The organism is Vibrio sp. 1-Bac 57, assembly GCF_037546855.1.
Classification (GTDB): domain Bacteria; phylum Pseudomonadota; class Gammaproteobacteria; order Enterobacterales; family Psychromonadaceae; genus Psychromonas.
This window is the reverse complement of record NZ_JALAAC010000004.1, coordinates 190769-212430: the sequence shown is the minus strand read 5'-3', so window position 1 is coordinate 212430 and position 21662 is coordinate 190769. Positions and strand designations below refer to the sequence as shown.

Sequence of the window (21662 nt, the reverse complement as noted above, 5' to 3'; positions counted from 1 at the left end):
ATTCGCTCAAACACGTGATCAAGTTGCTTACCGTGCAGTCGTTGATGTGGATTACCACTTCACTACACTGAAAACACAAAACTAATTTAACTTATCGTTTTAACTTATAATTTTGACGATAGGAAAAGGTTCATCACCTAAAATGCCGTTAACTTACATAGTTAGCGGCATTTTTTTGTTTATTCATTTGTTTTGATATCTGCTATTACCCGTTACAAACTAGCAACTAGTACTAGTTGTTAAATATCCCTTAGCTATTTTTGACCGATCTTATTAGTGAAAATAACTGCGCAGAGTAGCGAATAATTCTTGTTGGTTAATAGATCATTTATTCATTAGAAATTTTGCACAGACTGCAACCTATTGCATGCAATTTTCTATCTTAAATTAATTCCCTTATTCTGATTAATGTTAAATAATATTCCCTATTTTCTCTAACAATCAGAAGCCTACTTCAAGCTTAAAGTGAAAGTTAACAAATACTAGGCGCTAATGGGCTCAATCAAGACTTTACGTCCAATTTATAAAAAGATACGAGGATATTCTCCTCACGATTTACCCTATGTAAGGAAACTCAAACCTCTTACTTTCGATATAAAATAGCGTTGTAACATCCCTTAAAAACTAGTTATGTGAGACAAACAACTTTATACAATTGCAAAAATAAGATTGATGCAGTTAATCGTAGCAAAGGCCATCATGTATATCTTGCCTTGAACTACGAATGAGTTAGCTACTGGAGGATGTATCTTGAATGCAGAGAAATACAACCTCCTCCACTTCATTTTTTCAACGCTGTTTAATGCTTTTGTAAGAAGCTATGAATCAAGCCATTAAACAAAAACTTAAAACAAAAAAGGCCGATTAATCATCGATTAATCGGCCTTATAAAACTTACTCATCATTTTAATCTAAGTACGTTTTCAACTAACACATAAAATTATTTATTACGCGGTTCCGTTCTCATTCCCATTATTAAGCTAACACACATGATTAACAAAATAATAGTGAATGGTAATGCGGTGGAAATTGCTCCAGCTTGTAGTGCCTGAATCGCTTCTGTACCACCAACCCACAGTAATGCAGCCGCAATCGCACCTTCAATTAGCGCCCAGAAAACACGCTGAGGAACAGGTGCATCAACTTTACCACCGGCAGTGATACTATCGATCACTAAAGAACCAGAGTCTGAAGAGGTAATGAAGAATACCAACACTAACACAACAGCCAATAATGAAAGCATGCTACCAAATGGTAATTGGTCAAACATTTGGAACATCGCTAATGGTACTTCAGTTAAACCGTTAGTACCTAGTTCACCAACATTATTAATCACTTGATCGATCGCTACACCACCAAATACTGACATCCAAAGAATAGTCACAGTGGTTGGAATGATAAGTACAGCCATTAAGAATTCACGGACAGTACGACCACGAGAAATACGAGCAATAAACATACCTACAAATGGTGACCATGAAATCCACCATGCCCAATAGAAAACAGTCCAACCATGCATCCAAGCCTCGTCTTCACGACCCATAGGATTACTCAGTGGAATAATGTTTTCTATGTAGCCCATTACAGTAGTAGGAATAGTCCCCATTGAAACTGCAAGTGTCACTAGCGCGACAAACAGTACTAAAACAATAGCTAATAGCATATTGATATTACTGATGACTTTAACACCGCCATCGATACCACGTACAACTGAAACCACCGCTAACAGAGTCACCACTACAATGATAATAATCTGTGTGGTTAAACCAGAGTCAATACCAAATACATGATGGAATCCACTTGCAGCTTGTTGTGCACCTAAACCTAATGACGTTGCTAGACCAAATAAGGTAGCGATAACAGCCAAAATATCAACAATATGACCAGCAATACCCCAAGTACGATCACCTAAGATAGGGTAAAAAATAGATCGCATTGAAAGTGGTAAACCTTTGTTATAAGCAAAAAATGCTAATGACAATGCAACCACACCATAGATAGCCCATGGGTGAAGACCCCAATGGAACATGGTAGCGCCTAACGCCAGTTTTGCAGCTTCCGGTGTATTTGGTGTTACATTTAATGGTGTTTCATACCAACCAGTGAAATACGCGACAGGTTCCGCAACGCCCCAGAACATCAATCCAATCCCCATACCTGCGGCAAAGAGCATTGAAATCCATGACATGGTTGTATAATCACTTTTAGCATCATCTCCACCTAGACGGATTTTACCGTAGGGTGAAACAATTAAAACCAAACAGAAAATAACAAATATATTTGCTGACCACATAAATAGGCCATCAAATGCGCCGATAATTTGCCATTTTATTCCATCTAATGCAGCTTTAGAAACTTCTGGTTCAACTAACATAATCGCAACTAAAAACAGGGCGATTAAACCTGCACTAAATCCAAAAACGGGATTATGAACATCAAATCCCCATTTTTGAACGTTATCCTGACCTACAGTGTAATCGGTGTTATCGATACTGTATTTATCTTTATTTAAACTCATTATTCCTCATTTAGAGCAAACCGCTCTTAATTATTAATCCATATTACCGAATAAATGATAACAAACGTGTTTCGGCGAAACATAGTAACAAAATGAATGTTACATTTCAGTGGAACCGCCTCAATTAAATCATATTTATCTAAAATCAAGCTAAAAACAACCATTATTCAGGAACTAAATGACCAAGCTGCTGCCCGTATACCGCTATTTAGAGGAATTTAAAAAACAAAAAATATTTACAAATATTTATTTTTTTATTTTATTTCTCTTAGCAATGGTCCTTATTTGTACGTTTGAAAATTATGCTTAGGTTCAATTTGCACACTTATCATTATGCTTGGTCTGCATTGAAAGCGAGTTTGCTAACAATCCCCCTTCTTTTGTTATACCTGATTAGATTTTTGATTATCACTATTAAAACAACCAAGCTTCGATTCACTACAGCCTCACTTAGATTCAAATAATGAATGCATAACTTATTGTTATAATTATCTAATCAATTTTATTCAAAATGAAATTTGAAATGCTTAATAATGGGTAATTGATAGATAATTATTGGCTTTTTTATTACAATGATTTTTTTACTTTTTTCAAATGGAATGTCAATGTCACTTCGTATTGCAATAAATGGTTATGGGCGTATTGGACGTAGTGTTGTACGTGCATTATTTGAGGGAAATCATCAAACACAAATCGATATTGTCGCGATCAATGAGTTGGCGACACCGGAAGCGATTTGTCATTTAACGCAATATGACTCAACCCATGGACGCTTTCCTTTTGAAGTTTCACAAAGCCATGATTTACTGATTATTGAACACCACCCTATTCAGTTGCTCGCATTTAAAGAGATCAATGAGCTACCTTGGAAAGCGCTTGATATTGATATTGTGATTGATTGTACTGGGTTATATGGTACAAAAGCAGACGCTGATGCACATATATTAGCAGGCGCAAAAAAGGTCATTTTCTCTCATCCTGCCGACCAAGATGTTGATGCCACTGTGGTATATGGTGTTAACCACCAACAATTAACGGGTGATGAGCAGTATATATCTGGCGCATCCTGCACCACTAACTGTATTGTGCCTGTCATTGCTAGCTTAGACAGTGCATTTACGATTAAGTGTGGCACCATCACCACTATCCACTCTGCGATGAACGACCAACCAGTGATCGACTCTTACCACCATGATTTGCGCAGAACACGAGCCGCCAGCCAGTCTATTATTCCAGTGGATACCAAATTAGCAGCGGGTATTGAACGTATTTTACCTAAGTTTGCGAATAAGTTTGAAGCCATTGCTGTCCGTGTTCCAACCATTAATGTCACCGCAATGGATCTGAGTATCACGGTTGATAGTAAAGTATCAATTGCGGACATTAATGCCTGCTTGAAACAAATAGCAGAAACAGAATTAAAAGGTATTTTAGGTTATACTGAAGCACCTTTAGTGTCTGTCGATTTTAATCATGATCCTCGTTCTTGCATTATTGATGGAACGCAGACAAGAGTGAGTGATGGACATTTAGTTAAACTATTGGTGTGGTGTGATAATGAGTGGGGATTTGCAAATCGTTTATTGGATACTTGCCTACACTTTAAAAAATTAGCGGAATAGTCATTGTTAGCATCTGAACGCGTACATAAAACGTATTTAGATGCTAAACCATTTCAAGACGCATACCATCTTCGACATAATATAGCTTATTAACTATTATTCAATTTACTCTTATTAATAAGCTGCTCTTCAAGAAACTACTCTTTAATAAACTAGGCTTCAATGAATTCTATGCTACATTCATAAGATCCCATTTCAAAAATTCTACAAACCCAGGGTCTATTCTCATAGATAGTACACAGCTTTGTTTCTCGATCAACACAAATACACCAACCGTCTTCTAAACGTTTCATGGTTTCCCCTCCCCATTGGTCTCGCTTAATAAACCGTTCAGGTACACCCGTATCTGTAATCAACATTACCTCTAGCTGACAACAAGCGGCTTTACATTTAGAGCAGGTTAAATCAGGGCTATTTACTTCTTTTATTGGGATCGGGTTGGTCATTTTTTCACAATTAGTTAACATCAAAACGCTAAGCCTATAGGGCTCTGTACGTAAAAGATAGTTTGATGTTTATTTTTTACCTTAAGCGCTCTGATTTTAACTTAAACAGTCTGATTTTATATTAAGCAACGACTTTTTTAGTTGAAAGGTCCTCGGTATTCAAGGCTAGTCCTGTTTTTACAAAGCTTGAGAAGTGCGCTAAGGTTTTTTCTGCCAATGACGGTAACTGTTCAAACTCAATATTATCCATTAAATTTTTAACTTCTAAGCCCAGCTCGGTATCACCTTCAATACTTAAACGGCGTTGAAAAAATAAAGTATCAGGATCTTCTTTTCGGCCCGCAACTAAAATTAAGTCATTCACCGTTGCGCTAAAAGAGACATCTGTTTGTGGTGCATTTTGCTTGATAATAATATGGTTATTTTCAAAGCTTAAGTACCAACTCAGATTTAAGTCGCTAATGGTCACTTTTAACCATTTATGTTGTAAAAATTCAAGGTCTCCATCTTCAATAGCTTCTTTAAACACACAACTAACAATGCTACTTAAACACTTTTGTTGAACTGAAAAAGGTAAAAAACGACTCGGTAATGCTAACAAAGACGGCGTTTTAACAACCAACTGTTGCTGTATTTTATTGCGTAATGGAGTGAACATGGATTTCCTTATTAAATGCAGGCTTTTTTAGGAATCTAAATAGACTAAAAAAATGATAAAAGGCAAACAACCGTAAATTCTGCTGATTATAAACCCGCCTTTAAAAGAACTACTTAGCTTAAATCAATTTAACAGTTATCAATTGGACGATTATTTGTAAGTGATTAACTCAGAACAGAATAAAACAACTCAAGATAACTAAATGAATCGTGTTTGCCTGCCCTATATCAATAAAATTCTCATCACTTTTTTTACAATAAGCCCTTTGAAAATTCATAAAGGAAATAACATGGAGCTTTTATGTCCAGCAGGTAGTTTGCCCGCATTAAAAACCGCTATCGATTGTGGTGCAGATGCCGTCTATGTGGGATTAAAAGATGATACCAACGCTCGTCATTTTGCTGGTTTAAATTTTAACGACAAAAAGTTGGCTAAAGGGGCACAGTATGTTCGTGACCATAACAAACATTTACATGTTGCTATTAATACTTTTGCCCACCCAGGTGAACAAAAACGATGGTTTAATGCCGTCGACAAATGTGTTGATTTAGGCGCAAATGCCGCAATTATTGCTGATATTGCAACTTTGGATTATGCCGTTAATAAATACCCTGAATTAGAGTTACATTTATCGGTACAAGCATCAGCCACTAATACCGCTGCCATCGATTTTTATCAAAAAAACTTTAATATCAAACGCGTTGTTCTACCAAGAGTGCTATCTATTCATCAAGTAAAACAGTTATCACGTAATACCGATGTTGATTTAGAAGTGTTTGCCTTTGGTAGTTTATGCATTATGGCGGAAGGCCGTTGCTATTTATCCTCTTACTTTACCGGTGAATCACCTAATACGGTGGGCGCATGCTCTCCTGCAAAGTATGTTCGCTGGCAAGAAACAGATAATGGATTAGAGTCTCGTTTAAATAATATTCTGATTGATCGCTACCAAAGCAACGAAAAAGCCGGTTATCCAACCTTATGTAAAGGTAAATTTACCGTAGATGATCAGCTTTACCACGCACTAGAGGAACCCACCAGTCTTAATACTTTATCGATGATCCCTGAATTAATGGAAACCGGTATTACCTCGGTCAAAATTGAAGGCCGTCAACGCAGCCCTGCTTATGTTGAACAAATTACGCGTGTTTGGCGAGCCGCAATTGATAGCTATCAACAAGCGCCGCAACAATACCAAGTTAAAAAAGATTGGGATGTAGTATTAGCGAATGTTTCAGAGGGCAGCCAAACTACTTTAGGTGCCTACCATCGTGACTGGCAATAGTGTGCTAACGGTTTAAACAGGGAAATTTATGAAATTATCACTAGGGCCTTTATTATATTACTGGCCAAAACAAACCACTGAAGACTTTTATCAACAAGCACTAAGCAGTGATGCTGATATTATTTATTTGGGTGAAACTGTGTGTAGTAAACGTCGTGAGCTAAAAGCACGTGACTGGATAAGCCTAGCTAAAGCCTTAAATAATCAGGGTAAAGAAATTGTATTATCAAGTATGGCGCTTTTAGAAGCACCTTCTGAAGTAAAAGTATTAAAGCAACTTTGTGAAAATGGCGAACTTTCGGTTGAAGCAAACGATATTGGAGCGATTCAATTATTATCTGAAAAGAAAGTCCCCTTTGTTTGTGGCCCAGCTATTAATTGTTATAACGCACATGTGCTTAAATTATTTGTTAACCAAGGAATGCAACGCTGGGTAATGCCAGTAGAGCTTTCTCGTGATTGGTTACAAAAAGCATTGATTGATGCACAAGCAATGGGGATCCGCGAACATTTTGAAGTGGAAGTCTTTGCCCATGGTCATTTACCCCTCGCTTATTCCGCGCGTTGTTTTACCGCTCGTTCAGAAAATAAAGCTAAAGATGATTGTGAGTTATGTTGTATTAAATACCCGCAAGGTCGTATTACAAGCACTCAAGAAGGACAACAAGTCTTTGTTTTAAATGGGATACAAACACAATCAGGTTATTGTTATAACTTGTTAAATGATGTTGAAAGCATGCAAGGATTAGTTGATGTTATACGCGTTAGCCCAAGCTCGTTAGATAGCTTAGCGACTTTACAGCAGTTTAAGCAGCAGATCCTAGGCGAATCACAAACGATTAAACACGATAACTTACAATGTAATGGATATTGGCACAAAATAGCAGGCCTTTCTTTACAGCAATAAGTATTCAATCAGAGCCCTCAAATTAGCCGCCGCATTGCTGTGGCGGTTCTATGATGGCGTACCTAATTAATAATACTCATGGTTTTTACATGTGCAAAAACGTTACTGCCGATAGCGAGATTAAGCTTGTTAAATGAGCGTAAGGTTATATAAGCATAGATAAACTGTGAGTTAATTTTTAAGGTTAATATCACTGCTTTTTGTTGATCCTGTAAGAAATCAATCACCTGTGCAGTGAGACAATTTAATAAAGAACTTCCTTCAATCGGTTTAAGTGCGACGATCACGTCTCGGCTATTAATTTTAACCTGTATTTGCTTTGTTAATGGAGCTCGGTCCGCTGATATGTATAAGGTTTGGCCATCTAAGCAGCCTTTTATTAACCCTTCGACTGGATCAAATTGTTTAACTAATACGTTTAAAATCAAACCTTGCTGAGCAAACTTAATCAATGATAATTCACTGTCTAAAAACAGTTGTTGTGGCTCACCGATTGCTTCTATTTCACCATTATTAACCAATACCATTTGTTTACTCAGATAAAAAAGTTCTTGTTCAGAGTGAGTAATGTACAAAATGGGAATATGTTCACTGATCTGTTTAATAAAGGGCAATAACAACTGTTTGCTACTGGCATCTAATGACGAAAGAGGTTCATCCATCACTAATAATTGCGGGTTCGTTAATAAAGCACGCGCAATAGCGATGCGTTGCTTTTGCCCTCCGGAAAGTTGTGTAGTTTGGTGATTTAACAACTCCGTAAACCCTAAGTTCTCAGCCAGTTCTTGAATAGTAAAGGCACTGTTTTCAGATTTATTAACCGCAAGTTGTAGGTTTTGTTGCACGTTTAAATGCGGAAATAATCTAGGCTCTTGAAAGACCACGCCAATGTTTCTTTTCTCTGTCGCCACCCGCAATGGTTTATGAACAGTGCTTTTAGATTTCGCATTAATGCTTTCGGGTTGGTTCAACCACTGTTGTTGTTGAAAACTGATCTGCCCGGTGCATTGTTCTAAACCAATTAAACAACGTAATAAGGTTGTTTTACCCGCACCTGAATCACCAAAAATAGCACATACACCGGATAAGTTTAATTCACCTTTAAAGTGCAACGTTCTAGTTTTATGACTTGAAGTACTGTTAATTTTGAAGTTTTTTTGAATATCGAACTTAAGCATTTAATACCCGTTGCTGACGCTTTTGCAAAAAACCATAAATGACCACCAGCAGTGACATTGAAAATACTAATAAAATAAATGAAAGTTGATGTGCAGAGCTATATTGTAAAGATTCCACATGGTCAAATAACAAGATAGATAAGACCTGCGTTTCTCCTGGAATGTTCCCACCAATCATCAAAACCACGCCAAATTCGCCAATGGTATGTGCAAATCCCAATGCACCAGCAATAATAAAACTAGGCAATAACATAGGAAAAATTATTTTATATAACCGTTCATACTTTCCATAACCAAGGGTGGAACTGACTTCTAAATATGTTTTATCAAGGTGGACAAAAGCACTTTGTAATGGCTGAACTACAAAGGGTAATGAATAGATCACTGAAGCAATGACTAAACCTGTAAAAGAAAAAGCCAATGAGGTTTCACTAAAACCCAACCACCACTGCCCTAAAAAGTGCTCCGGTGAAAAGGCGATTAACAGGTAAAAACCAAGAACAGTTGGCGGCAATATTAATGGCAATGCCACCAGCGACTCAATTAAAGGGCGTAATTTAGCTTGACTGCGCGCTAACCACCAAGCTAAAGGCGGTGCCATTATCATCAACAAAAAAGTAGTTAATCCTGCTAACTTTAAAGTCAGCCAAATTGCTTGATAATCACCTGCGCTAAGCATTAATTATAACCTTGCTGTGCAATTTGCTTTTGTATCGTCGAGGACAGTAAAAATTGCTTAAATAATTCAGCTTGCTGGCTTTTTTGATCATTTATGATCACACCATATTGTGTAATAGGTTGGTGCCATTGCAGAGGAATCAGCACATAATGTGTTTGCTGTTTTTGAATCACTGCAGCGTATGAGACTAAGCCCGCGGCAACACTTTTAGAGTCCACAAACTGGAAAGCTTGATTGATATTATTACCCATAACGTAGGGTTGCGATTGCCATTTTTCAGTAAACGTTAATGCTTGTTGGGCTGCAATGCCATAGGGTGCAAATTTAGGGTTAGCAATAGCAAGCCTATCTTGATAAGTCATAAAATCATCTAACGTAGGTTGATGATTGAGTGCTGGTTGCCAAAACACTAAGCGTCCTTGAGCATAGATGAAACCAAGGTGCTGTGCCGTTTTATTCGCATCAATCAATAATTTTACATGCTTTTGGTCCGCCGATAAAAACAGGTCAAAGGGAGCGCCACGTATGATTTGTTGATAAAGCGTCGCGGTGGAAGCACTGGAAATATGAACCTCAATGGCAAACTGCTTAGTGAACTGTCGAGCAATGTCTAACGCGGCTACTTTAAAATTACTGGCAACAGCAATATTTAAGGGTTCAAGATTAAGCGCTTTAATATTTTCAGGCGTATTTTGATTATTCACAGAGGTAACCGGCTTTACTTCTTTTACTGCGACTGTTGCTGCTATCACATTAGCAGCCATTAATGAGCTAACAAGCAATATAGCAAAACATAGAAAACGCTTATTTAATCTTTTCAACATTGATATTCACCTTGGTATTACGTATGCGGGTTTATCTGTTTTTTACCTTAATATGCCACTTGCTACCTTGAATATACTTTCAACCGCATTAGCTTAAGTTTTAAAGACAGCTTCACTAACTAGCGATTAACTTTGCCACTTCGTCAGTGCATGTTGATCGTGATCTCTTGCATCGACCCATTTAGTTTCACCGTTTACCATGGTTTCTTTTTTCCAAAATGGTGCCTGTGTTTTCAAATAATCCATAATGAATTCACAAGCTGCAAACGCATCACCACGATGTTGGCTTGCAATGCCTACAAACACGATTTGGTCAGAAATAGCCAATTGACCAACGCGGTGGATAACGCTAAAGTCAATAATATTCCAACGTTGCTGTGCTTGTTCGACAATATCCTGTAAACATTTTTCTGTCATACCAGGATAATGTTCTAATGCGAGATCACTGACTTGTTGACCTTCGTTAATATCTCGAACCAATCCGGTAAATGTTACGATAGCACCGATTTTAGTGGTGCTTTTTAAGCGATCGTACTCAACCTGTTGGTTGAAATCTAACTCCTGAACACTAATCATTTAACCTCCTGTAACGGGAGGAAAATAAGCTACTTCGTCACCGTCTTTTAGTGCAACATCATTAGCGACCATCGCTTGATTAACTGCTTTTAAACAAGGTTGGGAAGTTAAAATCGGCGTCCATTCTGCTTTATGGTTTAACAAGTAAGCAAATAGTTGCTTAGTATCTTCAGCATTTTCTGCATCAACTTGTAATTCTCTAACTCCCAGCTGTTCACTTAACTTGGCAAAAAATAGTACTTTAATCATCCTAGCTCCTTATTTCCCAGCTTTAAAGTGGCCTGACTTACCACCTGTTTTCTCTAATAGTTTCACTGCAGAAATAACCATATCTTTTTGAATCGCTTTACACATGTCATAAATGGTTAATGCAGCAACTGAAGCAGCTGTTAAAGCTTCCATTTCAACGCCGGTTTTGCCAGATAATTTACAAAGACTTTCAATACGTACTCGATTCATATCTGTTTCTGCTGTGATATTTACTTCCACTTTTGTTAATGCCAATGGATGGCAAAGTGGTATTAAGTCTGAGGTTTTTTTGGCAGCCATAATACCTGCAATTCGAGCGGTCGCAAACACATCACCTTTATGGTGTTGACCATTAACAATTAAAGCAAGTGTTTCCGGTGACATATCCACATAAGCTTCGGCAATTGCCTGACGAACCGTTACTTCTTTAGCAGTAACATCGACCATGTTCGCTTTACCATCTTGGTTAATGTGCGTAAAAGTTGCAGACATTATTTAGCTCCTAAATGCGGCATAAAGTTACATGGTTTATGCTGTGCATTGATTTGCTCAACAATAATTTTTGTCCATGCCGTTTTACATGCCCCTGTTGAACCAGGCATACAAAAAATAACGGTATTATTAGCAAACCCAGCCAATGCACGACTTTGAATCGTTGAAGAACCAATTTCTTGGTAAGACACGGCACGAAATAATTCACCAAAACCTTCCACCTGTTTATCAAACAATACAGATACAGCTTCAGGCGTTGTATCGCGATCAGTAAACCCAGTGCCACCCGTGATCATGATCACTTCGGTCTTTTCATCTGCTATCCATTGAGATACAACAGCACGAATTTTATAAGGGTCATCAATCACTATTTTTTTATCTGTTAGTTGGTGCCCTGCTGCTTTTAAAGCCTCAACTAAGTAACCGCCTGAAGTATCTGTAGATTCGTTACGAGTATCTGAAACGGTCAATACTGCGATGTTAGCAGGCGTAAATTCTTTGCTTGATAGATGGCTCATGTTAATCCTTATAATTTTTAAATGGTTGCTTTGTTCTGGTTAAATAAAAGTAGCATTTGAAATACTAGCTATCACACTCATTAAGTGGCTTATTTTTATTAGAAAATAACTGCTTTAATGTTTCTATGCCAGTTTTTCTGAATACAGATTTTCTGTAACAGCTACTTTAAAACATGGGTGACACTGTACTTGATTTTCTGTTATATCAAATTGAGTTATATCAGTGCCTAAGTATTTTTTAAAATTGTGTAGAGACTATTTAAATTTGACCGTCTGCATTTTGTTATAGGTTACTAAGCACCGCTGCCATTGCTCCGGCGTATTGGTATTTTCAAATCTAAATAGATCAACTTGCTGTTGACTTATCCCCTCTATATTTAACGTTTCAATTAAACGATATAAAGAACGCTGCTTTTTATGAACAGAGTTAAGCGCGTCGTTTAAATAGGTTATTAATGTATCATTCAGCGATAATAACATTGGAAACGTCGTTTCTTTGTAATATACGCCTTGTTTACCTGTAATGGATTGATTTGTAAATTGCTTTATAAAATGTTGCAGCAATTTTTTACAATCTTCTGCAGCTAATAACGGCATATCCACTGGCATAATAAACAGCGCATCGTATTTTTTGCTTTGTTTTGTATTGCAATGTTCTACAGTAGACCATTCTGGAGTTGAATGTTCTGCGACATTATATTCAGGGACTTTATGCTCGGATGTACTATGTTTTGGGACATAATTTTTTGGGGCGTAATGTTTTGGGGCGTAATATTCTGGAGCAGAATACGCTGAATTATCAATTGACGGGCAAGCCTGTTTTAGTCCACTTAGTTGTGTCGCACAAGCCGCTATACCTGCAATGGGGCCCAACTCTGATTGTGTATCTGGGATACAATTAAACCCTTGATAATCACCACTAACGTAACAATCCTCAAACCCAGCAGCATGTAATAAATTAACTGCACGCGATAACAGTGTATGATCTTCAATAGTGAGCTTGGCTTTGTCTTGGCCCATTCTAGATGATTGTCCACCCGCTAATACGATACCCGCTATGTTCACATTTTTTCCTAATGGTGTTGTGTTTATAAAATTAATTTAGTCTAGTAACTGTTATTTTAGTAACTATTACGCGAGTAACTATTCCCTAGTAACCATTATGCGTATGCGGTTCTAGACAATAAAAAAGGAGCTCAAAGCTCCTTTTTTATATTAGTATAACGTCTAATTTACCAGCCTTCTATGCCTTTCATGTCAGGTAATTGATGCGCAATACCTTTGTGACAATCAACACAGGTTTTGTCTCCTGAAGCAAGTGCAGTTGAATGTTGGCTCACGCTACGTTTACCTTGTTCACTGAAATCCATATATTCAAATTGATGACAGTTACGACATTCCTGTGAGTTATTTTCCTTCATCCTTTGCCACTCACGATTAGCTAAATGCGCACGCCGAGCTTTAAATTTTTCATCCGTATCAATGGTACCCATTGCAAATGCAACCAACTCTTTAGATGCCTGTACTTTACGTACAATTTTATCTGTCCAATTATGGGGCACATGACAATCCGAACAAATAGCACGTACACCAGAGCGATTTGAATAATGGATAGTTTCACGGATTTCTTTAACAATTGGTGCATGACAACCAGAACAAAAAGCTTCGGTATTAGTTGCTTCCATGCCGGTATTAAAACCACCCCAAAAGATGATCCCACCTAAAAAGCCAATCACTAGAATAAATCCAAATGAGGCAGTTGAAGGTGACTTCATGATCACCCATAAACGCTTTAATAGTTTAAGCATAATTTGTGCTCCCGCTTAGCGTAATGAATCTACCGGTGTGAATGTATTATCAACCAGAGGCTTAGCATCTGCTTGTGTCACATGACACTGTAAACAAAAGTAACGGCGAGGTGAAACATCAGACAATGTTGTACCTTCACGAGTAATAAAGTGAGTTACACTGACTTTAGTCGCTCCCATCGCACCTGCATTTTTAAAACTATGACAAGACAAACATTTGTTAGCATTTAAATTCACTTGATAACCACGGATAGAATGTGGAATCAATGGTGGTTGCTGAACATAGTTACGATCCATAAGGTGCTGTTCTCTTGGCACTTTTTTAAGTGCTTCAGATTGATTAACATCTGATATTTCAACTAAGCCACGTAGAGATGGCACACCACCACTATTTGACATAACAACATCATCGGCACTGTAAGCACTAGGTGCAGATAATGCGATCACTGATGCAGTAAAAATCGCTGTGATAAATTTTTTCATTGCTTTTCTCCATCTTGTTATATTTATATAACAAAGAATCCATTTAATAGAGTACATGTGTTGCTTACGCTACTTGCATTATCCAAGTAGCGTTATTTTATTAGCGTTGCTTAATTACGCTTTTTTAGTAACTTTTACAGCACATTTTTTGTAATCAGTTTGTTTTGATAACGGATCAGTTGCATCAAGAGTTAACTTATTAGTTAACTGTTTAGCATCAAACCAAGGCATAAATACCAAACCTTTAGGCGGACGATTACGTCCACGCGTTTCAACACGAGAAGTTAATTCACCACGTCTTGAAGCCATCACAATTTCGTCTCCACGACGTAAACCACGTTGCTGAGCATCATCCGGGTGCATAAACACCACCGCGTCAGGGAAAGCTTTATAAAGTTCCGGTACACGCCTTGTCATCGAACCTGAATGCCAATGCTCTAGTACGCGACCAGTACTTAACCATAAATCATATTCTTCATCAGGCGACTCTGCAGCAGGCTCATAAGGTAGAGCAAAAATAATCGCTTTTTTATCTGCATGTCCATAAAATTGGTAACCAGTACCCTTTTCAACATAAGGATCTGAACCTTCACGGAAACGCCATTGTGTTTCTTTTCCATCAACTACCGGCCAGCGTAAACCACGTACTTCATGATATCTATCATAAGGTGCTAAATCATGTCCGTGGCCACGACCAAAGCTTGCGTATTCTTCAAATAGGCCTTTTTGCACATAAAAACCAAAATGACGAGCTTCATCATTTAATTGATCATCTTTCACTTCATCCAAACCAAATGCATCGACTTGTCCATTACGATAAAGTACGTCGTACATGGTTTTACCTTTCACTTCTGGCATTTTTGCAATCAAGTCTGCATCCCATACGTCTTCAATTTTAAAGCGTTTAGCAAACTCCATCATCTGCCATAGGTCAGACTTTGCGCCCTCTGGTGCTTTAACCTGTTGGTGCCAAACTTGAGTACGACGTTCCGCATTACCATAAGCACCCTCTTTTTCTACCCACATCGCTGTTGGTAAAATTAAGTCACCTAATTGTGCAGTCACGGTTGGATAAGGGTCAGATACCACGATAAAGTTATCTGGGTTACGGTAACCTGGGATCACTTCTTCGTTTATATTTGCGGCCGCTTGTACGTTGTTATTACACATTACCCAATAAGCATTTAATTTGCCGTCTTTGAGCATACGATTTTGTAAAGCGGCATGATAACCCGGCTTCGCTTCAATAGTTCCTTCAGGTAACTTCCAGATTCTTTCTGCAGTAGCACGATGTTTAGGGTTTTTAACCACTAAATCAGCCGGTAAACGATGCGAGAAAGTACCTACTTCACGAGCAGTACCACAAGCAGAAGGCTGGCCAGTTAAAGAGAACGGGCCAGAACCTGGTTGAGAAATTTTGCCCGTTAATAAATGGATGTTGTACATCAAGTTATTTGCCCATACACCACGTGTATGTTGGTTGAAGCCCATCGTCCAATAAGAAGTTACTTTAATTTTTGGATCGGCATAAATTTTAGCAAGTTTAATCAGTTTATCAGCTGGTACGCCTGACATTTTTTCTGCATATTCAACATCAAATTCAGAAACGTATTCAGCAAACTCTTCAAAAGTCATTGGGGTTGAAGCGCCCGAGTCTGGATTTTTAGCCGCCTGCTGTAGAGGATGCTCTGGACGAAGTCCATAACCGATATCGGTTGTCCCTTTACGGAAATTAGTATGTTTAGTAACAAAGTCTTTATTTACCGCATCATTTTGAATAATGTAGTTTGCAATAAAGTTAAGTATTGCGAGGTCAGTTTGTGGCGTGAAGATCATGCCATTATCTGCTAACTCAAACGAACGATGTGTATAAGTAGATAAAACATGTACGCTAACATCTGGATTACTTAAACGGCGATCAGCTAATCGAGACCATAGGATCGGGTGCATTTCTGCCATATTCGATCCCCATAATACAAATGCATCTGCATTTTCTAAGTCATCATAACAACCCATTGGCTCATCGATACCGAAAGTACGCATAAAACCACCTACCGCAGAAGCCATACAATGACGAGCGTTAGGATCAAGGTTATTCGTTCTAAACCCTGCTTTCATTAATTTACTAGCTGCATAACCTTCCATTACAGTCCACTGACCAGAACCAAACATGCCTACTGCAGTAGGCCCTGTTTTTTTCAAAGCATCTTTGAATTTAACCGCCATAATATCAAAGGCAACGTCCCAAGAAACGGGTTCAAATTCACCATTTTTATCATAAATACCATTGGTCATACGTAATAATGGTGTTGTTAAACGATCTTTACCGTACATGATTTTAGAAAGGAAATAACCTTTCACACAGTTAAGGCCTTTATTAACAGGAGACTCAGGATCGCCCTGTGTTGCGACCACTTTGCCTTCCTGTGTACCGACTAAAACACTACAACCAGTTCCACAAAAGCGACATGGTGCTTTTTCCCATTTAATTTTAGTCGCATCTTTACTCGCTATAATATTACTAGCTGATACGGGTAATGCTATGCCTGCAACTGCAGCAGCTGAGGCTGCCGCTTGTGCTTTCATAAACTCACGTCTGGTAAATTTCATTGTATTTCCTCGCTGTTATTTTGCGTAGATTTTTCAAACTCGTGGTAAACAAGACTAGTGTGTACTACACCGTCAATGTCGTTAATTTGGTCAATGCATTCCATTATTTGGCGTTGATTAGCCGCTTCAATAATGACAATCGCCTTTCCATGCTCAGTCACTGTTACTAATTCCGCTCTAGACATCGTTTTGATGCTGTTAGTTAGGTCTAGTATTTGTTCACATTTAACATGTACGATTAAACTCGACACATGTAATTCTTCTTCTTTCATTTATCTTCCTTAATACTAATGGCGCTAGTTGGACAGGGAGAAAAACAGGCACCACAGCCATTACATAATGTTAAATCGATTTCTGGTATAGCATTGATACCAATTTTAAAACTCAAGGCTTGTTCGGGACAACTTTCACCACAACTGCGACAATAAACATTTTGGTTAGCTAGACAGCTTTCTGCGATAATTGCTTTTTTATGCCAAGGTGTTTCTGTTGTCGCTACAAAAATATCTTCTTCGCAGCTTTTCGCGCATTCTCCACAAAAGGTGCATTCCCCTAATGAAAAATCCACCACAGGAAAACCTGCATCACCCTGAACAATGATTTTTTCAGGACAACTGCTAATACAGCTTTTGCATTGGGTGCAGTTATTAACAAATTGTTGACTGTCTTCAATCCATGGCATCAAGTTGTTGATCACCAAATCTGATTGTCGACGAAATAAATTGCGTTTATGTAAATCAATGTCGGGCATACTGAAACTAATTGTTAAATTAATGTGAATTAAATATGGATGTAACTGTAGCAGAAGCATTTAAAAAAAAGAGGGTAGTTGAAGTGCAGTTGATATAGATCAAGAGATTTGTGCAGGTTTGAGACATTCCCCGCAAATAGCGGAGAATATTTAGACAACTCAATAACTAACCGCCTATTGATGCTAAGTGCGGTGTTCCTCCTGACAGTCCTAAATCAAGAAAATGTGATGACTTTTTCTCTTTCAAAGCAGCAACAATTGTTGCTTTTAATTGCTCTTTATCAGTTTTATTTTGTAACAAATGACGCAGTTCAACCCCCTCTTCGCCAAATAAACATAAATGTAATCGGCCCACAGAAGAGACACGTAAGCGATTACAATTATCACAAAAATCTTTACTGTAGGGCATGATCAACCCTATCTCCCCGAGATGTTCGGGGTGGGTAAATACTTCTGCAGGACCATCATTTGCGTGACGCGTTTTTTGTACCCATTGTTGCTTTAATAGCGTTTCTTTTATGCTTTGACCTGATAGATGATAACGATTAAAAAACTCGGTATTATCTTCTGTTTTCATCAATTCAATAAAGCGCAGTTGAATCGGTTGATGTTTGATCCAATTAATAAAGGTTGTCAGATCCGTATCATTTAAGCCTTTCATCAATACACTATTCACTTTAACTTGCTTAAAGCCAGCCTTTGCGCAGGCTTCTACGCCTTCCATAACTTTATGAAAGATATTTTTACCGGTAATAAGATTAAAGGTATTGGCATCTAAACTATCGACACTGACATTGATCGCACTTAACCCTGCCTCATACCATTCAACGGCATGTTTACTTAAATTAAAACCATTGGTGGTGGTTGCGACTTTTTTAATGCCATCGGTGTTAGCCACCAGCTTAATAATATTCGCATAGTCTTTACGTAAACTTGGCTCTCCACCGGTAATTCTTACTTTGGTAGTACCTAGTTCAGCAAAGGCATTGATTAAGTTTTTAATTTCACTTTCTGATAAAAATTGTTTTTGATGGGTTCGTTGGTATCCATCGGGTAAACAATAATTACATTTGAAATTACATTCATCGGTGATCGACAACCGTAAATATTCAAATTTACGCTGGTATTTATCTATTAATTGCATGGTCAGTTCCTTTCCAAACACGGGAGGCAAACTCATTTCTAAGTTTACCCTTCTTATCCATTAACGGGATAAGCGGCTTGCCTCGCATATTTACTAAAAGTTATGATAAACTTAGCGATTCAAGCTCGGAGCTATAAAAATTAGATGACATCATCCTCCATATCAAGGAGACTCTATCAACTCGTTACCTATTATTCTTAACTATGTATGAAGATTAATCTACTATTTCATTCACTTTCTATCACAAGAGTGATTTCAACATTCTCCGTACTGCTACTTATCATAGCAGGAACACATACGCTTATCTTTATTACTACCTCCCATAGTCAAGATAACAACAATGAAGCGATCAATAATTTAGTCACGCTCAAGCATAAAGCCATACATTTCCTTTATGAAGACCAAGCAGAACGAGACCAAATCCATTCTTCTCTTAATGGATTTTCGCCATTGTTAGCTAATAAGCTATTAGAAAATAAATATTTAGATGTCAGTGACATCCATTTATCAAATATCAACCTACGCGCTGAACTACTGACTTTACAGCAGCAATTATATCAACTTTCAGAGCAAGAATTAAAAACTCAGTTATCTCACGTTGTAGAACACGCTCAACTTACCATTCAACAATATCAGCAATTATTAAAAAAAGAATCATCACTTATTTTAGTTTCTGAAGTGGTCGTTTTCTTACTTATTGCCTCAAGCGCCTTATTTCTTCTTATTTACTGTCGACGTTATATCGTTGCGCCTATCAATCAACTTGAAGCCAATGTTAATTCTATTTCAAATCATCACTTTAACGTTAATTTTTCTGATAATGATAACGAAATTGGTGCTCTTTCAACCGGCCTACAAAGTATGTCTGCAGAACTCGAATCCTTGATTAATGCGATGCAGAAAAAAGTATTTGATAAAAAGACAGAACTAGAAAAAGCTAACGAAACGATTCAATTCTTGTTCACTATTTCGCAGCAACTTAGTACCGTTAAACTAACCCACTCGATAATTCGTGATGCCTTAAATGCACTCGCTAAACAAACCAATTTAACTAAGTTATGTTTGGAGTTAGAGAATGGAATTGAAATTGACAGTGACATTGGATGTGCAACAAAAACGGGCAATAATAAACGTATCCCTATCAATATTAACGGGAGCCCGTATGGTTATTTAAATTATATTCAAGGGGCTAACGACAGTGAAGATAACTCCGTGATTAATAGTTTCAGTAGTTTGCTTGCTCGTGCCCTGTACCAAGAAGAATACAGTTTGCAGGAACAAAAACTATTATTAGTTGAAGAGCGTGGCGTTATTGCACGAGAATTACATGACTCCATAGCGCAAGCTCTGTCTTTTTTGAAAATTCAATGTACTGTTTTACGCCGCCAATTAGAGGCCAGTGCCGATAAAGACAATCAAGGTGCAAAAACATCCGTTAACAATATCGAAGAAGCAGTCACAGAAGCTTATGTACAGTTGCGTTCATTACTCTCCACTTTCCGCTTAAACATCGGTGTCTCTGACTTCAAAGAAGCCGTTGTTATTATGACTTCACAACTACAAAAACAAACAACCGCCAAGATAAAGATGGGCAAATTCGATTCTAATTTTCAAACTCATGCGAATCAACACATTCATATGTTGCAAATAGTTAGGGAAGCAATGATCAATGCAATGAAACATGCTGATTGTAATAACATTTTGATCAGCTGTGTGATTGAAGAAAAGCAAGTGATTATTACCGTACGTGATGATGGCATTGGTATTGAAGATAAACCGGGTAAAAATAATCATTACGGTATTGAGATAATGAATCAACGTGCAGAAGAACTTAATGCAGTTTTACGAATAAAAAACCTAACAGTTGGTACCGAAGTCAAACTTACCTTCAAAATTTGAGTAATTATTCATAATTTTTTATACCTATGATTATAAATCACTTATAATTCACATACCTGTTATTATTCAAGGTATATTATTAATGCCCTAGCTCAAGTGTTTAAGCAAAGAATCATATATAGGCTTAATGTAAATACTCAAATTCAATACTTTCTTATTTTAGATTGTGTATAGGTATTTATGACTCACGAATAACTTTTTTCATCTTGATTGATAACAGGTATACCCCCACTCATCGTTTACATTTATACTTGTGAGCAATTTCACGTTAACCATGACCAATTAAAGGAATCACAAATGAACAATGTATCTACAGTTATTGTTGTTGATGACCACCCTCTTATGCGTAAAGGCATCACTCAACTACTCAGTATTGACCCAAACTTTGTGGTAATTGATGAAGCAACAAACGGAATTGAAGCCGTCAGTATGGTCAAAAAACAACATCCCGATATGGTGTTATTAGATCTAAACATGAAGGCAGTGTCTGGTTTAGAAACCCTTAAAGCATTACGTAATGATGGCATCACCAGTAAAATTGTCATGCTTACGGTTTCCGATGCTAAACAAGACGTTATTTCCTTAATTAATCAAGGTGCTGATGGCTATCTTTTAAAAGATACCGACCCTGAACGTTTACTTGAGAATTTATATGATATCAAACAAGGTAAATTAGTAGTGAGTGACGATTTACGTCCTTACCTAGATTGCTTGGATCAAGAAAACAATATTCGAGATAAACTTTCTTCTCTTACTCGTAGAGAGAGCCAAATAATGCAAGAAATTTCGCGAGGCTTAAGTAACAAAGAAATTTCAGAAAACCTGAATATCTCAGAAGGTACGGTAAAAGTGCATGTTAAAAGTTTACTGAAAAAACTAGGCATAAAATCACGCGTTGAAGCGGCGGTGTTATTCTTAGAACAACCTAAATAAGCAAACTTAGATTAAAATACCAAGTAAAAAATGAATAAAACTGAGTAGCTGAATAAACTAGGCTGCTCAGTTTTTAATGATG

Annotated in this window: 22 protein-coding genes and 1 riboswitch; of the genes, 5 read left to right on the top strand and 17 right to left on the bottom strand. The window is 37.5% G+C overall.

Going from position 1 to position 21662, the window contains the following annotated elements; all coding sequences use genetic code 11:
* Positions 1-940: 940 nt before the first annotated feature.
* Complete coding sequence (locus MT391_RS04485; RefSeq protein ID WP_499497045.1) at positions 941-2518, bottom strand: BCCT family transporter; 1578 nt, start codon at positions 2516-2518, stop codon at positions 941-943.
* Positions 2519-3123: 605 nt separating this feature from the next.
* On the opposite strand from MT391_RS04485, the gene epd reads away from it, so the two are divergent.
* Positions 3124-4140, top strand: coding sequence for an erythrose-4-phosphate dehydrogenase (gene epd, locus MT391_RS04480; protein ID WP_166370061.1), 1017 nt, complete (start codon positions 3124-3126; stop codon positions 4138-4140).
* A gap of 152 nt (positions 4141-4292) precedes the next feature.
* Here epd and MT391_RS04475 read toward each other — a convergent pair whose 3' ends face one another.
* On the bottom strand, positions 4293-4586 hold the full coding sequence (locus MT391_RS04475) for a YkgJ family cysteine cluster protein (RefSeq protein WP_166370437.1): 294 nt from the start codon (positions 4584-4586) through the stop codon (positions 4293-4295).
* Positions 4587-4707: 121 nt separating this feature from the next.
* Positions 4708-5244: a ubiquinone anaerobic biosynthesis accessory factor UbiT gene (ubiT, locus tag MT391_RS04470; RefSeq protein WP_499440561.1), complete on the bottom strand. Its 537-nt coding sequence runs from the start codon at positions 5242-5244 to the stop codon at positions 4708-4710.
* 289 nt (positions 5245-5533) lie between these two features.
* Here ubiT and ubiU point away from each other — a divergent pair, with 289 nt between their 5' ends.
* On the top strand, positions 5534-6529 hold the full coding sequence (gene ubiU / locus MT391_RS04465; RefSeq protein WP_166370065.1) for a ubiquinone anaerobic biosynthesis protein UbiU: 996 nt from the start codon (positions 5534-5536) through the stop codon (positions 6527-6529).
* Between the two features lie 28 nt (positions 6530-6557).
* Positions 6558-7436 (top strand): U32 family peptidase, encoded by an 879-nt coding sequence (locus MT391_RS04460; RefSeq protein WP_499497044.1) that lies wholly within the window; start codon positions 6558-6560, stop codon positions 7434-7436.
* Positions 7437-7498: 62 nt separating this feature from the next.
* Here the strand turns inward: MT391_RS04460 and modC are convergent, their stop codons facing one another.
* The 14 genes from modC to moaA form a co-directional block, all read right to left on the bottom strand.
* Entirely contained in the window at positions 7499-8614 is a 1116-nt protein-coding gene (gene modC, locus MT391_RS04455; RefSeq protein ID WP_499497043.1) for a molybdenum ABC transporter ATP-binding protein, read from the bottom strand.
* Entirely contained in the window at positions 8607-9293 is a 687-nt protein-coding gene (gene modB, locus MT391_RS04450) for a molybdate ABC transporter permease subunit (RefSeq protein WP_499497042.1), read from the bottom strand. Before modB ends, modC begins: the two co-directional genes overlap by 8 nt.
* On the bottom strand, positions 9293-10117 hold the full coding sequence (gene modA / locus MT391_RS04445) for a molybdate ABC transporter substrate-binding protein (RefSeq protein ID WP_499497041.1): 825 nt from the start codon (positions 10115-10117) through the stop codon (positions 9293-9295). The genes modB and modA overlap by 1 nt, the downstream gene beginning before the upstream one ends.
* Positions 10118-10243: 126 nt before the next feature.
* Positions 10244-10693: a molybdopterin synthase catalytic subunit MoaE gene (gene moaE / locus MT391_RS04440; protein ID WP_499497040.1), complete on the bottom strand. Its 450-nt coding sequence runs from the start codon at positions 10691-10693 to the stop codon at positions 10244-10246.
* On the bottom strand, positions 10694-10942 hold the full coding sequence (locus MT391_RS04435) for a MoaD/ThiS family protein (protein ID WP_499497039.1): 249 nt from the start codon (positions 10940-10942) through the stop codon (positions 10694-10696).
* A gap of 9 nt (positions 10943-10951) precedes the next feature.
* Complete coding sequence (gene moaC / locus MT391_RS04430) at positions 10952-11434, bottom strand: cyclic pyranopterin monophosphate synthase MoaC (protein ID WP_499497038.1); 483 nt, start codon at positions 11432-11434, stop codon at positions 10952-10954.
* The gene (gene moaB / locus MT391_RS04425; protein ID WP_499497037.1) at positions 11434-11952 is read right to left on the bottom strand and encodes a molybdenum cofactor biosynthesis protein B; all 519 of its coding nucleotides are present in this window, start codon (positions 11950-11952) and stop codon (positions 11434-11436) included. Before moaB ends, moaC begins: the two co-directional genes overlap by 1 nt.
* A 255-nt stretch (positions 11953-12207) precedes the next feature.
* On the bottom strand, positions 12208-13017 hold the full coding sequence (gene mobA, locus MT391_RS04420; protein WP_499497036.1) for a molybdenum cofactor guanylyltransferase: 810 nt from the start codon (positions 13015-13017) through the stop codon (positions 12208-12210).
* Positions 13018-13184: 167 nt separating this feature from the next.
* The gene (locus MT391_RS04415; RefSeq protein WP_028870390.1) at positions 13185-13760 is read right to left on the bottom strand and encodes a NapC/NirT family cytochrome c; all 576 of its coding nucleotides are present in this window, start codon (positions 13758-13760) and stop codon (positions 13185-13187) included.
* A gap of 15 nt (positions 13761-13775) precedes the next feature.
* Positions 13776-14243 carry a nitrate reductase cytochrome c-type subunit gene (locus MT391_RS04410; protein WP_499440547.1) on the bottom strand — a complete coding sequence of 156 codons (468 nt, stop codon included), beginning with the start codon at positions 14241-14243 and terminating at the stop codon, positions 13776-13778.
* Positions 14244-14357: 114 nt separating this feature from the next.
* Positions 14358-16853, bottom strand: a complete 2496-nt coding sequence (napA, locus tag MT391_RS04405) for a nitrate reductase catalytic subunit NapA (protein WP_499497035.1) — start codon at positions 16851-16853, stop codon at positions 14358-14360.
* Entirely contained in the window at positions 16850-17125 is a 276-nt protein-coding gene (locus tag MT391_RS04400) for a chaperone NapD (RefSeq protein WP_499497034.1), read from the bottom strand. The genes napA and MT391_RS04400 overlap by 4 nt, the downstream gene beginning before the upstream one ends.
* Positions 17122-17604 (bottom strand): ferredoxin-type protein NapF, encoded by a 483-nt coding sequence (napF, locus tag MT391_RS04395; RefSeq protein ID WP_166370093.1) that lies wholly within the window; start codon positions 17602-17604, stop codon positions 17122-17124. Before napF ends, MT391_RS04400 begins: the two co-directional genes overlap by 4 nt.
* 166 nt (positions 17605-17770) lie before the next feature.
* Positions 17771-18754 (bottom strand): GTP 3',8-cyclase MoaA, encoded by a 984-nt coding sequence (moaA, locus tag MT391_RS04390; RefSeq protein ID WP_499440567.1) that lies wholly within the window; start codon positions 18752-18754, stop codon positions 17771-17773.
* Positions 18739-18891, bottom strand: a riboswitch (molybdenum cofactor riboswitch). (Overlaps the previous gene by 16 nt.)
* 64 nt (positions 18892-18955) lie before the next feature.
* On the opposite strand from moaA, the gene MT391_RS04385 reads away from it, so the two are divergent.
* A complete protein-coding gene (locus tag MT391_RS04385; protein ID WP_499497033.1) occupies positions 18956-20647 on the top strand; it encodes a histidine kinase in 1692 nt (563 codons plus the stop codon).
* 297 nt (positions 20648-20944) lie between these two features.
* The gene (gene narL, locus MT391_RS04380; RefSeq protein WP_166370099.1) at positions 20945-21580 is read left to right on the top strand and encodes a two-component system response regulator NarL; all 636 of its coding nucleotides are present in this window, start codon (positions 20945-20947) and stop codon (positions 21578-21580) included.
* Positions 21581-21662 lie beyond the last annotated feature (82 nt).

Bases quoted from the DNA above. Each gene is read 5' to 3' on its own strand.
- MT391_RS04485 (WP_499497045.1), bottom strand. From the start codon at position 2,518: ATGAGTTTAAATAAAGATAAATACAGTATCGATAACACCGATTACACT.
- epd (WP_166370061.1), top strand. From the start codon at position 3,124: ATGTCACTTCGTATTGCAATAAATGGTTATGGGCGTATTGGACGTAGT.
- MT391_RS04475 (WP_166370437.1), bottom strand. From the start codon at position 4,586: ATGACCAACCCGATCCCAATAAAAGAAGTAAATAGCCCTGATTTAACC.
- ubiT (WP_499440561.1), bottom strand. From the start codon at position 5,244: ATGTTCACTCCATTACGCAATAAAATACAGCAACAGTTGGTTGTTAAA.
- ubiU (WP_166370065.1), top strand. From the start codon at position 5,534: ATGGAGCTTTTATGTCCAGCAGGTAGTTTGCCCGCATTAAAAACCGCT.
- MT391_RS04460 (WP_499497044.1), top strand. From the start codon at position 6,558: ATGAAATTATCACTAGGGCCTTTATTATATTACTGGCCAAAACAAACC.
- modC (WP_499497043.1), bottom strand. From the start codon at position 8,614: ATGCTTAAGTTCGATATTCAAAAAAACTTCAAAATTAACAGTACTTCA.
- modB (WP_499497042.1), bottom strand. From the start codon at position 9,293: ATGCTTAGCGCAGGTGATTATCAAGCAATTTGGCTGACTTTAAAGTTA.
- modA (WP_499497041.1), bottom strand. From the start codon at position 10,117: ATGTTGAAAAGATTAAATAAGCGTTTTCTATGTTTTGCTATATTGCTT.
- moaE (WP_499497040.1), bottom strand. From the start codon at position 10,693: ATGATTAGTGTTCAGGAGTTAGATTTCAACCAACAGGTTGAGTACGAT.
- MT391_RS04435 (WP_499497039.1), bottom strand. From the start codon at position 10,942: ATGATTAAAGTACTATTTTTTGCCAAGTTAAGTGAACAGCTGGGAGTT.
- moaC (WP_499497038.1), bottom strand. From the start codon at position 11,434: ATGTCTGCAACTTTTACGCACATTAACCAAGATGGTAAAGCGAACATG.
- moaB (WP_499497037.1), bottom strand. From the start codon at position 11,952: ATGAGCCATCTATCAAGCAAAGAATTTACGCCTGCTAACATCGCAGTA.
- MT391_RS04415 (WP_028870390.1), bottom strand. From the start codon at position 13,760: ATGCTTAAACTATTAAAGCGTTTATGGGTGATCATGAAGTCACCTTCA.
- MT391_RS04410 (WP_499440547.1), bottom strand. From the start codon at position 14,243: ATGAAAAAATTTATCACAGCGATTTTTACTGCATCAGTGATCGCATTA.
- napA (WP_499497035.1), bottom strand. From the start codon at position 16,853: ATGAAATTTACCAGACGTGAGTTTATGAAAGCACAAGCGGCAGCCTCA.
- MT391_RS04400 (WP_499497034.1), bottom strand. From the start codon at position 17,125: ATGAAAGAAGAAGAATTACATGTGTCGAGTTTAATCGTACATGTTAAA.
- napF (WP_166370093.1), bottom strand. From the start codon at position 17,604: ATGCCCGACATTGATTTACATAAACGCAATTTATTTCGTCGACAATCA.
- MT391_RS04385 (WP_499497033.1), top strand. From the start codon at position 18,956: ATGAAGATTAATCTACTATTTCATTCACTTTCTATCACAAGAGTGATT.
- narL (WP_166370099.1), top strand. From the start codon at position 20,945: ATGAACAATGTATCTACAGTTATTGTTGTTGATGACCACCCTCTTATG.